The sequence below is a fragment of the Natronomonas salinimetallica genome, assembly GCF_013839515.1.
Taxonomy (GTDB): Archaea; Halobacteriota; Halobacteria; order Halobacteriales; family Haloarculaceae; genus Natronomonas.
Window position 1 is genome coordinate 51,664 of sequence record NZ_JACDNQ010000013.1, and the last position, 13,856, is coordinate 65,519.

Genomic DNA, 13,856 nt, shown 5'->3' on the forward strand with positions numbered 1-13,856 from the left:
CAAGACCCACCATGACTATGGATGACAGCATCGATGAGGTACGCGAAAAGAAGCGCGACGCCGAGCGCGGCGGGGGCGAAGAACGCATCGAAAAACAACACGAACGGGGCAAACTGACCGCTCGCGAGCGCGTCGAGTACTTCCTCGACGACGGCACCTTCGAGGAGTTCGACCAGCTGAAAACGCATCGGTGTACCAACTTCGATATGGACGACGAACAGCCCTACGGCGACGGCGTCGTCACCGGCTACGGCGAGGTCGACGGCCGGACCGTCTTCGTCTTCGCACACGACTTTACGGTCTTCGGCGGCTCGCTCGGGGAGGCCTTCGCCGAGAAGGTCTGTAAGGTGATGGACCGGGCCATAGAGACCGGCGCGCCGATCATCGGGCTCAACGACTCGGCGGGCGCGCGGATCCAGGAGGGGATCGACTCGCTGGCCGGCTACGCCGACATCTTCCACCGTAATCAGAAAGCCTCCGGCGTCGTCCCCCAGATCTCGGCGATCATGGGTCCCTGTGCCGGCGGTGCGGTCTACTCGCCGGCGATCACCGACTTCATCTACATGGTACAGGACACGAGCCACATGTTCATCACCGGCCCCGACGTCATCGAGACGGTCACCGGCGAGGAGGTCGGCTTCGAGGAGCTGGGCGGCGCGAGCACCCACACCGGCGAGTCGGGCGTGGCCCACTTCTCCGCGGCCGACGAGAAGGAGGCGCTCGACGACATCCGGTATCTGCTCTCGTATCTCCCCTCGAACAACGTCGAGGACCCGCCACGCGTCGAGCCGTGGGACGACCCCGAGCGCCGCGCCGACGACCTCGAGGAGATCGTCCCCGACCAGCCGCGAAAGCCCTACGACATCGTCGACGTGATCGACCGGATCGTCGACGACGGCTCCTTTTTCGAGGTCGCCGAGTCCTACGCCCGCAACCTCGTGACGGGGTTCGGTCGGCTCGACGGCCGCTCGGTCGGTATCGTCGCGAACCAGCCGCGCGTCAACGCCGGCACGCTCGACATCGACGCCTCGCTGAAGGGGGGTCGCTTTGTCCGCTTTTGTGATGCGTTCAACATCCCGATCGTCACGTTTGTCGACGTGCCCGGCTTTATGCCCGGCACCGATCAAGAGCACAACGGGATCATCAAACACGGCGCGAAGCTCCTCTATGCGTACAGCGAGGCGACCGTCCCGCTTCTCACGGTCATCACCCGGAAGGCCTACGGCGGTGCCTACGACGTGATGGCGTCGAAACATCTCGAAGCCGACGTCAACTACGCGTGGCCGACCGCCGAGATCGCCGTCATGGGTCCGAAGGGCGCGGTCAACGTGCTCTATCGCGACGAGTTGGCCGACGCCGACGACGTCGAGGCCCGCCGCGACCAACTCATCGAGGAGTACCGTGACACCTTCGCAAACCCCTTCACCGCCGCCGAACGCGGCTTCATCGACGACGTGCTCGAACCCACCGAGACGCGGCCACGGCTGATCCACGACCTCGAGATGCTCGAATCCAAGCGCAAGGACCAGCCCGACAAGAAACACGGGAACATCCCGCTGTAGCGATGAAACTCGATATTCCCGACGACGCCGACGGGGCGGAGGCGGCCGCGATCGCTGCCGTATTCCGAACACTCGCCGCGGAGGCCGAGGCGGCGGCGAGCAACGGGGAGACGGGGCCGTCCCGCGATCCGTGGGGGTTCACCGGCCGAATCGAGGGGCTCCAGAGTCGCGGCGTCCGCACGCCGAACGGCGCGCCGACCGACGACTGGAGCGCCGCCGGGCGGACGGATCGCTTCTAGGCCGGAGCGCCGCCGGGCGGACGGATCGACACCGTACGTCTGCGGAACGGCCCCCGGATCACGGGGGTATTTATACACTCGGCCGGATCGGCATCGATCTACCAGTCGGATCGGCATCGATCGATAGAATAAGGTACTCGCCGTCACACCGGTCGAACAATCATGTTCGATACGGTACTCGTTGCGAACCGTGGCGAGATCGCGGTCCGCGTGATGCGTGCCTGTGAGGATCTCGGCGTCGAGACCGTCGCCGTCTACAGTGACGCCGACAAACACGGCGGCCACGTCCGCTACGCGGACGAGGCGTACAACATCGGCCCGGCGCGTGCGGCCGACTCCTATCTCGATCACGACGCGGTCATCGAGGCCGCAAGGAAGGCCGACGCGGACGCGATCCACCCCGGCTACGGGTTCCTCGCGGAGAACGCGGAGTTCGCGGCCGCCGTCGAGGCGACCGACGACGTAACCTGGGTCGGCCCCTCCCCGGAAGCGATGGAACAGGCCGGCGAGAAGACGAAAGCCCGAAGCGTCATGAAGTCCGCGGACGTCCCGATCGTCCCCGGAACGACCGACCCCGTCACGGACGCCTCGGAGGTCGAGGCGTTCGGCGAGGAGTACGGCTACCCGATCGCGATCAAAGCCGAGGGCGGCGGCGGCGGCCGCGGTATGAAGATCGTCCACGGCCCCGAGGAGGTGTCCGACCAACTCGACGCCGCCAAACGGGAGGGCGAGGCGTACTTCGACAACGACTCCGTATATCTCGAACGATACCTCGAGAACCCCAGACACATCGAGGTACAGATCCTGGCCGACGAGTACGGCAACGTCCGCCACCTCGGCGAGCGGGACTGTTCGCTCCAGCGCCGACACCAGAAGGTCATCGAGGAGGGTCCCTCGCCCGCGCTCTCGGAGGAACTCCGCGAGAGGATCGGCAAAGCGGCTCGCCGGGGCGCGGACGCGGCCGACTACTACAACGCCGGCACCTTCGAGTTCCTCGTCGAGGAGGAAGACCGCGAGGACGGCGAATTGCTCGGGCCGGACGCGAACTTCTACTTCCTCGAGGTCAACACCAGGATTCAGGTCGAACACTGCGTTACCGAGGAACTGACGGGCGTCGACATCGTCAAGTGGCAGCTCAAGATCGCCGCCGGCGAGGAGATCGACTTCGCCCAGGAGGACGTCGAACTCGACGGTCACGCCATCGAGTTCCGGATCAACGCCGAGAACGCCGCCGAGGAGTTCGCCCCCGCGACGGGCGGCGAACTCGCGACCTACGACCCGCCCGGCGGGATCGGCGTCCGCGTCGACGACGCGCTCCGGCAGGGCGACGACCTCGTCACCGATTACGATTCGATGATCGGAAAGCTCATCGTCCACGCCGGGGACCGATCGGAGTGTTTCGCCCGCTCGGAGCGGGCGCTTTCGGAGTACGACGTCGAGGGGATCCCCACGGTCATCCCCTTCCACCGGCTGATGCTCGAAGACGACGCCTTCACCGCCGGCACGCACACGACGAAATACCTGGACGAACACCTCGACCCGGAGCGCGTCGAGGCGGCCCAAGAGCGGTGGGGGACGGACGCCGAGTCGACGGATACCGACGGGGACGAAGAGACCGTCGAACGGGAGTTCACCGTCGAGGTCAACGGCAAGCGCTTCGACGTCAACGTCGAGGAGAGCGGCCAGTTCGCGGCGGTGGCCGACGCGTCGGGAGCGGACTCGGAGTCGACGGCCCAGCGGCCGACCCGCGGCCGCGGCGACGACGGCGACGACGGCCCCGATGTCACGGCCGATGGCGAGGTCGTCAGCGCGGAGATGCAGGGAACGATCCTCTCGGTCGACGTCGAGGAGGGCGACTCGGTCGCCGCCGGCGACGTGATCTGCGTGCTCGAGGCGATGAAGATGGAGAACGACGTGATCGCGGAGACGGGCGGTACGGTCATCGAGATCACGTTTTCGGAGGGCGATTCAGTCGATCAGGGCGATCCGCTCGTCGTTCTCGAATGAGGCTATCTTGAAATAGCTACAGCCGAGAGTACGAGTATGCAGGAGACTCGACGGGCCGTTCTGGATGCGCTCTCGGCGGGGCCGGTGTCGGGACCGGAGTTGGCCGAGGAACTCGACGTCTCGCGGGCGGCGGTGTGGAAGCACATCGAGACGCTCCGCGAGGAGGGATTCGGCGTCGAGAGCCACGGGGACGGCTACGTGTTGGACTCGGTTCCGGAGTTCGGCGCGGGGGGCGTCGAGTATGGGCTGTCGGCCCCCTTCGAGATCGAGTATCACGACTCGATCGGGAGCACGAACGACCGCGCCCGGGAGCTGGCCGTGGCCGGCGAATCGGGGGTTGCGGTCCTCGCGGACGAACAGACCGGGGCCCGGGGACGGCTCGACCGGGAGTGGGCCTCGCCGTCGGGGGGGATCTGGCTCAGCCTCGTCTGTCGCCCCGACGTACCGCCCGCACAGGCACCGATCTACACGCTCGCCGCGGCCGCCGCGACCGCCGACGCGTTGGACGGGATCGGCGTCGACGCCGAGATCAAGTGGCCGAACGACGTCCTCGTCGGCGGAAGAAAACTCGTCGGGATCCTCACCGAGATGGCGGGCGAGGCCGACCGCGTCGCCTGGATCGTCGTCGGCATCGGGATCAACGCGAACGTCGACGGCGATGCCGTCCCGGAGACGGCGACCACGATCCGCGAACAGGTCGGCGATACAGACCGGGCGGTGCTGACACGGTCGCTTCTCGAACGGTTCGACGATCTCACCGGATCGCCGGAGGACGTGCTTCCGGCCTGGCGGAAAGCGACGAGCACGCTCGGCCGACGGGTTCGCATCGAGACGACCGACGGCGACGTCGTCGGCGAGGCGATCGACGTCGAGTTTCCGGGGACGCTCGTGGTCGCGACCGACGAGGGCGAAGAACGCGTCTCCGCGGGGGACTGCGAACACCTCAGGCCGGCCCGGAGCTGATACGGACTGGCGTCGTCGGGATCTGGGGATGTCTCCGTGCCCGGCGGATCAGCGCAATACGACGTTCTTTACGTCGTCGAGACCGGCCCGCCGGACGACCGCCCTGACCGGGTCGTGGGCCCCACGGAGGTTGTCCGAGTCGCCGTCGAGGACGACGAACCTGGCCGCCCGCCCGGGGGCTATGATGCCGCCGTTCAGGCCGGCGATCTCCGCGCCCGCGGCGGTCGCCATCCGGAGTACCTCGGGTGCGGAGACGTCACAGAGCTTCGAGACGAACTCCATCTCCCGGAACATCGACGGGCTGTTCAACATCACGTTGTCGGTACCGAGTGCGACCGTCGTCCGCTCGAGGAGGTCCGCGACCGGCGGGACCCCGACCCCCGTGACGAGGTTCGAACGTGGACAGACGACGATCGGGATCTCGCTGTCCTCGACCCGTTCTACGTGCAACGGCTCGGCGTGGACCATGTGGACGAGAAAGTCGGGGTCGAGATCGAGCGCCGGATTGATGTCGTGGGGATCGCGTTCCCCGGCGTGGATCCCGAAGGACTTTCCGCGCTCGCGAGCGGCGGCCCGCTCGGAGGCGAAGTCGTCGTCTCGCGCGCCGCTTGCGCCGTAGCCGTCGGCGACGTCGAGAACGTCCGTCTCCTCGCGGCCCATGACGACCGGCTCGATATCGAGCGCCTCGAGCGCCTCCGAGAGCGCCTCGACGCCCTCGACCCCGCCCTCGCGGAACTCGACGAACGCGCCGGTGCCGCCGTCCCGCATGAACCGGAGGGTTCGGCGCATCGACGCGACGAGTTCGGCCCGGGAGGCGTCGGCCAGTAGCCGGTGTTTGAGTCCGCCCGGCGGGGCGACGAGTTCGTCGAGCGAGAGCCCTCGACCGGCTTCCTTGGCGATCGAGTCCCCGATATGTGTGTGGGCGTTGACGAACGCCGGGCAGACGATGTCCGAGGAGGCGGTCTCGGCGCGCTCTATCGCCGCGACCTCGTCGTCTTCGACCACGACCCGACCCCGGATTGGCTCGTACTCGGCCCCGGCGAGTATCGTTCCCGACAGTTCCATACGGACGGTAGGACCGCGGCGGTTAAATCGGTTGTAGTTCGAAACGCGGGGGATGATTCGGCCCATACGGGCTGTCGTATCGCGGGATCGGCGAGCGCCCGGTCCGGGGTCGGCCCTCGCCGCCCCCGGCGACAACGAGCCATCTCAGAACTCGTCGAGCGTGGCGTTGATCCCCTTCCGTACGTCGACGACGAACGCGTCCAGATCCAGCCCGAGCGCGTCCGCAGCGGCCTCACCGACCGCGTCGGCCACGTCCGCTGGCGCATACACCCCGAGGCGCCACTGTTCGTTTTGCGCCCGCCGGAGCGCCGTCACGAGCGTCGACTGTCCTTCGAGCGCCCTGACCTCACCGTTGACGACGACGCGGCTCGTCGACTCGCTCATCCGGGGGCGCTCGGGGACGTCGAGGATGACGGTGTCGGGGGCGACGCCGGCACGGGCTGCGATTTCCCGCTCGTACTCCCGGAGCGTCTCGTGGCTGGCGTCGACGATACCGTCGGGGACGTCCCGGAGCTCGGCCCAGATGGCTCGCTTGTACAGCGAACGGGTATCGAGTCGGCGGGCGAACCCCGCCGTCTCGGGGCAGTTCCGGAGCGCAACGAGCAGCCCGGCGTCGTCCATCCGCCTGAGTTCCGAGGCTGTCGCTTCGCCGGCCTCGAGCAACCGTTCGCTCGCACGCCGGAGCATCGACTTCGAGATGCGCGCGACGTGGTGGTTGTAGACGACGGGATTCATGAGTGAGCGGGCCACGAGCAACGACTCCGCCGTCTGGACGTTTCCCTCCGCGAGCACGAGCCGTCCGTCGACGAACCGCAGCTCCCGGATCAACCGTCCGGTGTCGATCGTTCCGTATGGGACGCCGGTGTGGTGGGCGTCGCGGACGAGATAGTCCATCCGGTCGACGTCCAACTCCCCGGAGACGAGTTGGCCGAACTCGCCTCCGCCCGCGATCAGGTCCGCGACGGCGTCGGGATCGATGTCGTAAAGCGCCAGCACGCGAGCGATCTCGCCGTCACGAAGGAGGTCGTCGACCTCGTCGTGCATCCGTCCCGTCCGTCGGGCGACGAGCGCCTCCGTGTTGTGGCTGAATGGGGTGTGGCCGACGTCGTGGAGGATCGCCGCCGCCCGAAGGCGTTCGGCGCGCGGGCCGGCGATCCCAAGCTCCGAGAGCGCCATATCGGCGAGGTGGTATACCCCGAGCGAGTGCTCGAAGCGCGTGTGGTTCGCGCTCGGGTAAACGAGCCCGACGGTGCCGAGCTGTCGGAGCCGCCGGAGCCGCTGAATCGCTGGCGTGTCCAACAGCTTCGCCGCAACCCCGTCGATGGCGATGTGATCGTGAACGCTGTCCTTGATCGTGACCATCCGGGAGACCGTTCGGCGCGATCGGATAAAAACCGTCGCGCCGAGAGAGCGCTCCCGCGGGCGGCCCCGTCCACCCGACGGACGGTCAGATACAAATCCGTCGGGCCGAAACCGGTGGTATGGTTACGTTCCTCGCCGGCGGGACGGGAACGCCGAAACTGCTCCGGGGGTCGGCGTCGGTCTTCCCTCCCGCGGACACGCCGGTCGTCTGCAACACCGGCGACGACGTCGAGTTGAGCGGCGTCCTCGTCTGTCCGGACGTCGATACGGTGCTCTTTTCGGAGGGCGGTCTCCTCGACCGCGAGACGTGGTGGGGAATCGACGGCGACAGCACCGAGACACACGAGGCGGTCCACCGACTGGCCGACGACGCCGGACTCGACACCGGCCCGCGCTATCTCTCCGCGGACGCACAGACCGCGGGGCGGGAGATCTCGCGCCACCGACGTTTTTCCGGGGTCGCGGAGTTCATGCGGCTGGGTGATCGCGATCGGGCGGTCCACGTCACCCGAACCGGCCTCATCGACGAAGGCCGCACGCTCACGGCGGCGACGGCGACCCTCGCCGAGGCCCTGGCTCTCGATCGCCCCGTGTTGCCGATGAGCGACGATCCCGTCGCGACGATCGTCCACACCTCAGAGGGTGCGATGCACTTCCAGGAGTACTGGGTCGGCCACAGAGCCGGTCCCGACGTCGACCGCGTCGAGTTCCGGGGGGCGGCCGACGCCGACCCGACCGACGCCGTCCTCGACGCCCTCGATTCGCCCGTCGTCGTCGGCCCGTCGAACCCGATAACGAGCGTCGGGCCGATGCTCGCGATGGATCGGTTCCGGACGGCGCTGGAATCGACGCCCGTCGTCGCGGTCTCCCCGTTCGTCGAAGATCAGGTCTTCTCCGGGCCGGCGGCGAAGCTGTTGGCCGCCTCGGGCTATGCCCCCTCGACCGAGGGCGTCGCCGACGCCTATCCGTTCGCGGACGCGTTCGTCCTCGATACCGACGACGGGACGGATCTCGAGCGCCCGGTCGTCCGAACTGACACCGAACTCGGGACGCCGGAAGCCGGCGAGCGCGTCTGTCGAGCCGTGCGGGAGGCGCTCGAACGGGTCGGCGCGGAGGGGCCGTGATGTTCGAGCCACGCGTCGCCGCTGCCTCGCTGTCGGGGGAGGCGGACGCCGGCTGGGCGCGGGCCGCCGACCCGTTCGTCGGCTGTGCGTTCCTCGGCGGGGTGGCGCTCGACGGGCCGACGCGGGCGGCCGCCCGCCTGCTCTGTGACCGCGACCGCAACGAGTTCCTGCCCGACTCGCCGATGGCGTTCCTCGACCGTCAGCTCTCCGCGCTGACGAACGTGGACCTCCGCCCCGCGTTCAACGTCCGGAGCGCCGATCCCGAAACGGTCGGCTCGGCCGCCGCCGTCTGTGCGGACCACGGCGCGATCCTCGAAGTGAACGCCCACTGCCGACAGGCCGAGATGTGCGCGGCCGGGGCGGGCGAGTCGCTGCTCCGGGACGCCGAGCGCCTCCGCGAGCAGGTAGCGGCCGCCTCGGCGGCGGGCGCGACGGTGAGCGCCAAACTCCGGACCGAGGTCGACGGCGTCGACCTGCCGGGGCTCGCCTCGCGGCTCGTCGACGCCGGGGCGGACGTCCTCCACGTCGACGCGATGGATAGCGAGTCGGTGATCGCCGAGGTGGTCTCGGCCGCGCCGGAATCGTTCGTGATCGCCAACAACGGCGTCCGCGACCGGGCGACGGCGGCGGCGTATCTCGAGTACGGCGCGGACGCCGTCTCGGTGGGCCGTCCGTCGGACGATCCGGCGGTCCTCCGCCGCGTTCGCCGCGCCGTCGACGGGTGGTTCGACGGATCGCGCGGCGGGGCCGGGCGGGGCGGGGAGGTGACGCCGGATGCGTGACCCCGCCGAGAACGGCCAACTCGCGCTCCTGTTAGAGGTGGCCGGCACGCCCAAACCCGGCAACGTCGACCGCGAGCGCGACTACGGGGACCTCCGGTTCGAGCACTTTCTCGCCGGCGCGGTCGGCGCGCTCCCCGGCCTGCGGGCGGCGGCCGACGGCGCGCCGGTCGGCGCGGCCTTCGAGTCGGCGATCGAAGGGATGAGCGGCCAGTCGGGCGGGAACACCCAGTTCGGCGCGCTGCTCGTGACGGTGCCGCTGGTCCGGGCCGCCGCTTTCGGGCGGCTCACGCCGGACGGCGTGACGAAAACCGTCGAGGCGACGACCGTCGAGGACGCCTGCGCCTTCTACGAGGCGTTCGAGCACGTCGACGTCGCGGTCGACGACCCCCCAGAGGGACTCGATCCGCTGGACGTCCGGCGCGGCGCGGCGGCGGCCGACGCGCTCCGGGAGCGGGGACTCACGCTGTACGACGTGATGGCGCTCTCGGCGGATCGCGACGGCGTCGCCGCGGAGTGGACCTCGGGGTTCGAGCGGAGCTTCGAGGCCGCGGGGTGGCTCCTCGACGACGAGGGACCGATCTATCGCCGCACGTCGCGGGCGTTCGTTCGACTGCTCGCGGGGGAGCCCGACACCTTCGTCGCCACGCGGAACGGCGAGACGACCGCCGAGGAGGTAACGCGACGGGCGCAGGCGGTTCTCGACGGCGAGGCCGACGCCGACGCGCTTGCCGAGGAGTTCGTCGCGCGTGGCATAAACCCCGGAACGACCGCCGACGTCACGGCCGGGGGGCTCTTCGTCGCCCTCGAACGCGGCCTGGAGGTGTGACATGGGCGAAAACGGTGCCGGAACCGCCGGCGCTTCCGGGGCCGAGTGGCCCGTCGGACTCCGCGGCGTCACCGAATCGGTCGTGACGACGCTCGGGCCGAACGGCCGCTGGAACGTCGCCGCCCTCGGCCTGTTCGCCGGCGACCCCGTGACGGCCCGGACGTGGGGTCGGACGCGGACGTGGCGCAATTTCACCGAGCGCGGCGGCGGCTACGTCCAGTTCTCCGCCGACCCCGTCGACTTCGTCGACGCGGCGTGTTCGATCCGCGAGGAGGACGAGCCGGTGCTTTCGAGCGCCGACGCGTGGGCGAGAGTCGGGGTCGAGTCGGTCGACCGGGGGACCGAGGGCGACACCCGGTGGGTCGAGTGGGAGCTGACACCGGTCGAGTCGGCGGTCGAACGCGAGACCGTCCCGACGACGAACCGCGGCTACTACGCTGTCGTCGAGGCGACCGTCGCCGCCTCGCGACTCGACGTCCCCGGCTACGACTCGGCTGTCCTCCGCGACCGAATCGAATACTTCGAGAGCGTCGTCGAGCGCTGTGGCGGTCCCCGCGAGCGGGACGCCTTCGAGCGGTTCCTCGACCATACGGGGCTCGGGACGGATCGCCCGTAGCCGCCGATTCGACCGGCGTCAGCCCCCACTCGACCCACCTTCGACTGTGGCCCAGAGACCGGGTGAGCCGTCTCCGCGCCAATGGATTAGATTAGTCTAATCTTTTAATTTTGTAACACAAACTTAATGTAAGATGGTAGCTAAACACGGGTATGACACACCGAAACGGGCGCTCGTCCCGAGTCTCCCGCCGGGGACACCGAAACAAGCGCTCGCCCTGCGTCTCCCGCCGGGGGTTCCTCGCGGCGGGCGCGGCGGTCGGTTCCGCCGGCTGCCTCGGCGACGCCGGCGGAGCCGCGGCCCCCAGCGACGACGGTCCCGTCGCAGTCGCCTCGTTCTTTACGTTCTACGACTTCGCGCGGCGGGTCGCCGAGGGGACGCCGATACGAGTCGAGAACCTCGTACCGACCGGCCTCCACGGACACGGCTGGGACCCGGACCCCTCGATCACCCGGCGGATCGTCGACGCGGACGCCTTCGTCAACGTCGGGCCGGACTTCCAGCCGTGGGCGGATCGCGCCCTCCGAACCGCCCGCGACGACGGCGCGGGGACGGCCTCGATCAACGTCCGCGAGGGGATCGACCTGCTCGACCTCGCCGATACCGTCGACGAGGAAGAGGAGATCGAGGGCGGTAAGGACCCACACTTCTGGCTCGACCCGGGGCTGGCGAAACGGTCGGTCGACAACGTCGCCGAGGGGTTCGCCGAGATCGCCCCCGACCACCGGGACGCGCTCGAGGGAAACGCCGACGCGGTCCGGTCGGAACTCGACGACATCGACGCCGAGTGGGCAGCGATCTTCGAGGCCGCCGAGCGCGACGTCGTCTTCCTCGCGGCGCACAACGCCTTCGAGTACGTCGGCCGGCGGTACGGGGCGACCGTCCAGCCGCTCGTGAGGACCCTCGCCGCCGAGGGGGACGTCCGGCCGACGGATATGCAGCGCGCCCAGGATACCATCGCCGAGCACGACATCCGATACATCGGCGCGGCGGTCTTCGAGCCCCGCCGGCCGGCCAGACAGCTCCGCGGGGAGACCGGCGTCGAGGCGTACTATCCCGTGACGCCGTACGCCGGGATCACCCCACAGTGGGCCGACCGCGGGTGGGGATACGTCGACATCGCGCGCAACATCAACATGCCGACGTTCGAGGCCGTCCTCGACGCCGGGGAACCGGACGCCGGTTTCGACGCGGAGTGGCGGAACTTCGAGTGATCGTATTATGAGTCACATAGCCATCGTCGCGAGGTCCCCGTGAGCCTCGTCGAACTCGAGGGCGTCTCCTTCGGATACACTGCGACCCCCGTCGTCCGAGACGTCTCACTGGCCGTCGAGTCCGGCGAGTACGTCGGCATCGTCGGGCCAAACGGCTCCGGCAAGAGCACGCTGCTTCGGATCGTGTTGGGGCTGCACGAGCCGGATTCGGGATCGGCCCGGCTCTTCGACAGCCCCGCGGGCGCCTTCGCCGAGCGCGAACGCGTCGGCTACGTCGCCCAGGACGTCACCGGGAACGCGACGAAGATGCCGATCACCGTCGCCGAGGTCGTCCTCATGGGACGGTTCCCACACGCCGGGTTCGGCCGTATCGGCCCCGAGGATCGGGAGAAAGCCCGGGACGCGCTCGAGACGGTCGGGATCGACCGTCTCGCCGACAGACGGATCACGAAGCTCTCCGGCGGGCAACGCCAGCGCGCCTACATCGCGCGGGCGCTCGCCGGGGAGGCGGATCTGCTCGTCCTCGACGAGCCGACCGTCGGTGTCGATGCCGAGTCGGTCGATGCCTTCTTCGGGCTGCTCGACGGGCTCAACCGCGAGGGGATGACGGTCCTGCTCGTCGAACACGACATCGGGGCGGTGCTCGACCACGCCGGGCGCGTCGTCTGTCTGAACCGCGAGGTGTACTTCGACGGCCCACCCACCGAGTTCGCCGACAGTGACGCCCTCGATCGGGCCTACGGGACCACCGTCCGCCGTGACGGGGACGTGACCGTCGCATGATCGGGGGCCGCCTCGTGCCGGCCGTCGTCGGGCTTCCCGACGATGCTTTGATGTGGCTGCTCGATCGCTGGAGCGACCTTCTGTTGGCCGTCGCCGACGGATCGGGCCTCGTGATGCTCGAGTACGGTTTCATGCACCGAGCGTTTCTGGTGGGGATCCTCATCGCGGTGATGGCCCCGCTAATCGGGACGTTCCTCGTCCACCGACAGCTCGCACTGATCGGGGACGCCCTCGCGCACACGGCGTTCGCCGGCGTGGCGGTCGGGCTGTTCGTCAACGCGACCCTCGGGACGGGGATCTCGCCGTATCTCACGGCGGTCGTCGTCGCGATGATCGCCGCGCTCGCGATCGAGTTGATCTCGGAGGTGACCGACGCCTACAACGACGTCTCGATGGCGATCGTGCTCTCGACGGGCTTCGCACTGGGGGCGGTGCTTATCAGTCTCGATTCCGGCGGCCTCGCCGTCGGCGTCAACCAGTACCTCTTCGGGAACCTCTCGACGGTCACCAACGAAAACACGGTCCTTCTCGTCGGGCTGTTCTCGGTCATCACGCTCGTCGTCGGCGCGACGTACAAACAGCTCCTCTACGTCACCTTCGACGAGACGGCCGCCCGCGTCGCCGGGATCGACGTCCGCTGGTACAACCGGATCGTCGCCATGCTCACGGCGATGGTCGTCGTCGGCGCGATGCAGATCATGGGCGTCATTCTCGTCGCCGCGATGCTCGTCGTCCCCGTCGCCGGGGCCGCCCAGGTCGCCCGGAGCTTCCGGGAGGCGCTTCTCGCGTCGGTCGTCCTGGCCGAACTCGCGGTCCTCGTCGGCATCACGCTCTCGTTTTATTATGAGACGACCGCCGGCGGGACCATCGTTCTCGTCGCCGTCGGCATATATGTCGGCGCGGTCCTGCTCGGCAAACTCGGCTCGGATCCCGACGCCGTCGCCGGGGCCGGATCGACCTCCGAGGGGCGTTCGGCCGACCGATAGATGCTATCGGACGGACGGGCGATTGTTTTCGGCCGTCGGACGGACGGGCGATTGCTTTCGGCCGTCACTCCGTCGAGTCCGAGGTAGCGGTGAGTGTGCGAACGAACGCGCGGAGTCGCTCTCCATGACTCCCGAGCCCGATGCCCGCGAGGAACGCGAGCAGACCCGAGAGGACGACGAGCGTGAGATCGGAGTGTGCTGTTCCGGCGTGCAACGGTATCTCCAGCATATGGCGTCCTTCGACACGGGGTGTGGATAACGCTGCCGGATACGATACCACCGACTGGGGGCAACTACGCGCGCCGACTGGGGGCAACTACGCGCGCC

Annotated in this window: 13 protein-coding genes and 1 pseudogene; 11 read left to right on the forward strand and 3 right to left on the reverse strand. The window is 68.8% G+C overall.

Annotated elements, in window-relative coordinates:
- The first annotated feature begins 17 nt into the window (after positions 1 to 17).
- The 4 genes from HZR14_RS10895 to HZR14_RS10910 all read left to right on the forward strand — a co-directional run bounded on the left by HZR14_RS10895 (position 18) and on the right by HZR14_RS10910 (position 4,771).
- Entirely contained in the window at positions 18 to 1,562 is a 1,545-nt protein-coding gene (locus HZR14_RS10895) for an acyl-CoA carboxylase subunit beta (RefSeq protein ID WP_370464976.1), read from the forward strand.
- A gap of 2 nt (positions 1,563 to 1,564) precedes the next feature.
- Positions 1,565 to 1,801 carry a DUF8022 family protein gene (locus tag HZR14_RS10900; protein WP_181692895.1) on the forward strand — a complete coding sequence of 79 codons (237 nt, stop codon included), beginning with the start codon at positions 1,565 to 1,567 and terminating at the stop codon, positions 1,799 to 1,801.
- A gap of 162 nt (positions 1,802 to 1,963) precedes the next feature.
- A complete protein-coding gene (locus HZR14_RS10905; protein ID WP_181692896.1) occupies positions 1,964 to 3,808 on the forward strand; it encodes an acetyl-CoA carboxylase biotin carboxylase subunit in 1,845 nt (614 codons plus the stop codon).
- Positions 3,809 to 3,844: 36 nt separating this feature from the next.
- Complete coding sequence (locus HZR14_RS10910) at positions 3,845 to 4,771, forward strand: biotin--[acetyl-CoA-carboxylase] ligase (RefSeq protein WP_181692897.1); 927 nt, start codon at positions 3,845 to 3,847, stop codon at positions 4,769 to 4,771.
- A 48-nt stretch (positions 4,772 to 4,819) separates the two neighbouring features.
- Here HZR14_RS10910 and HZR14_RS10915 read toward each other — a convergent pair whose 3' ends face one another.
- Both HZR14_RS10915 and HZR14_RS10920 read right to left on the reverse strand, forming a co-directional pair.
- Positions 4,820 to 5,836 carry an amidohydrolase family protein gene (locus HZR14_RS10915; RefSeq protein ID WP_181692898.1) on the reverse strand — a complete coding sequence of 339 codons (1,017 nt, stop codon included), beginning with the start codon at positions 5,834 to 5,836 and terminating at the stop codon, positions 4,820 to 4,822.
- Between the two features lie 144 nt (positions 5,837 to 5,980).
- Positions 5,981 to 7,198, reverse strand: coding sequence for an HD domain-containing protein (locus tag HZR14_RS10920; protein WP_181692899.1), 1,218 nt, complete (start codon positions 7,196 to 7,198; stop codon positions 5,981 to 5,983).
- Between the two features lie 119 nt (positions 7,199 to 7,317).
- Between HZR14_RS10920 and cofD the strand changes: the two genes are divergently transcribed.
- The 7 genes and pseudogenes from cofD to HZR14_RS10955 all read left to right on the forward strand — a co-directional run bounded on the left by cofD (position 7,318) and on the right by HZR14_RS10955 (position 13,529).
- Positions 7,318 to 8,322: a 2-phospho-L-lactate transferase gene (cofD, locus tag HZR14_RS10925; RefSeq protein WP_181692900.1), complete on the forward strand. Its 1,005-nt coding sequence runs from the start codon at positions 7,318 to 7,320 to the stop codon at positions 8,320 to 8,322.
- Positions 8,322 to 9,104 carry a tRNA-dihydrouridine synthase gene (locus tag HZR14_RS10930; RefSeq protein ID WP_181692901.1) on the forward strand — a complete coding sequence of 261 codons (783 nt, stop codon included), beginning with the start codon at positions 8,322 to 8,324 and terminating at the stop codon, positions 9,102 to 9,104. Before cofD ends, HZR14_RS10930 begins: the two co-directional genes overlap by 1 nt.
- On the forward strand, positions 9,097 to 9,930 hold the full coding sequence (locus HZR14_RS10935) for a triphosphoribosyl-dephospho-CoA synthase (protein ID WP_181692902.1): 834 nt from the start codon (positions 9,097 to 9,099) through the stop codon (positions 9,928 to 9,930). Before HZR14_RS10930 ends, HZR14_RS10935 begins: the two co-directional genes overlap by 8 nt.
- A gap of 1 nt (position 9,931) precedes the next feature.
- The gene (locus HZR14_RS10940; RefSeq protein WP_181692903.1) at positions 9,932 to 10,546 is read left to right on the forward strand and encodes a DUF447 domain-containing protein; all 615 of its coding nucleotides are present in this window, start codon (positions 9,932 to 9,934) and stop codon (positions 10,544 to 10,546) included.
- Between the two features lie 152 nt (positions 10,547 to 10,698).
- Entirely contained in the window at positions 10,699 to 11,760 is a 1,062-nt protein-coding gene (locus tag HZR14_RS10945; protein WP_181692904.1) for a metal ABC transporter substrate-binding protein, read from the forward strand.
- A 120-nt stretch (positions 11,761 to 11,880) separates the two neighbouring features.
- Positions 11,881 to 12,543 (forward strand): annotated as a pseudogene (locus tag HZR14_RS10950) (metal ABC transporter ATP-binding protein); the annotation flags it as partial.
- On the forward strand, positions 12,540 to 13,529 hold the full coding sequence (locus HZR14_RS10955) for a metal ABC transporter permease (protein WP_181692906.1): 990 nt from the start codon (positions 12,540 to 12,542) through the stop codon (positions 13,527 to 13,529). The pseudogene HZR14_RS10950 and the gene HZR14_RS10955, both read left to right, overlap by 4 nt.
- 64 nt (positions 13,530 to 13,593) lie before the next feature.
- Here HZR14_RS10955 and HZR14_RS10960 read toward each other — a convergent pair whose 3' ends face one another.
- A complete protein-coding gene (locus tag HZR14_RS10960; protein WP_181692907.1) occupies positions 13,594 to 13,758 on the reverse strand; it encodes a hypothetical protein in 165 nt (54 codons plus the stop codon).
- Between the last annotated feature and the right edge of the window lie 98 nt (positions 13,759 to 13,856).

Coding starts and splice junctions, on each gene's coding strand:
- HZR14_RS10900 (WP_181692895.1), top strand. CDS start 1,565: ATGAAACTCGATATTCCCGACGACGCCGACGGGGCGGAGGCGGCCGCG.
- HZR14_RS10905 (WP_181692896.1), top strand. CDS start 1,964: ATGTTCGATACGGTACTCGTTGCGAACCGTGGCGAGATCGCGGTCCGC.
- cofD (WP_181692900.1), top strand. CDS start 7,318: ATGGTTACGTTCCTCGCCGGCGGGACGGGAACGCCGAAACTGCTCCGG.
- HZR14_RS10920 (WP_181692899.1), bottom strand. CDS start 7,198: ATGGTCACGATCAAGGACAGCGTTCACGATCACATCGCCATCGACGGG.
- HZR14_RS10955 (WP_181692906.1), top strand. CDS start 12,540: ATGATCGGGGGCCGCCTCGTGCCGGCCGTCGTCGGGCTTCCCGACGAT.
- HZR14_RS10945 (WP_181692904.1), top strand. CDS start 10,699: ATGACACACCGAAACGGGCGCTCGTCCCGAGTCTCCCGCCGGGGACAC.
- HZR14_RS10910 (WP_181692897.1), top strand. CDS start 3,845: ATGCAGGAGACTCGACGGGCCGTTCTGGATGCGCTCTCGGCGGGGCCG.
- HZR14_RS10940 (WP_181692903.1), top strand. CDS start 9,932: ATGGGCGAAAACGGTGCCGGAACCGCCGGCGCTTCCGGGGCCGAGTGG.
- HZR14_RS10930 (WP_181692901.1), top strand. CDS start 8,322: ATGTTCGAGCCACGCGTCGCCGCTGCCTCGCTGTCGGGGGAGGCGGAC.
- HZR14_RS10915 (WP_181692898.1), bottom strand. CDS start 5,836: ATGGAACTGTCGGGAACGATACTCGCCGGGGCCGAGTACGAGCCAATC.
- HZR14_RS10960 (WP_181692907.1), bottom strand. CDS start 13,758: ATGCTGGAGATACCGTTGCACGCCGGAACAGCACACTCCGATCTCACG.
- HZR14_RS10895 (WP_370464976.1), top strand. CDS start 18: ATGGATGACAGCATCGATGAGGTACGCGAAAAGAAGCGCGACGCCGAG.
- HZR14_RS10935 (WP_181692902.1), top strand. CDS start 9,097: ATGCGTGACCCCGCCGAGAACGGCCAACTCGCGCTCCTGTTAGAGGTG.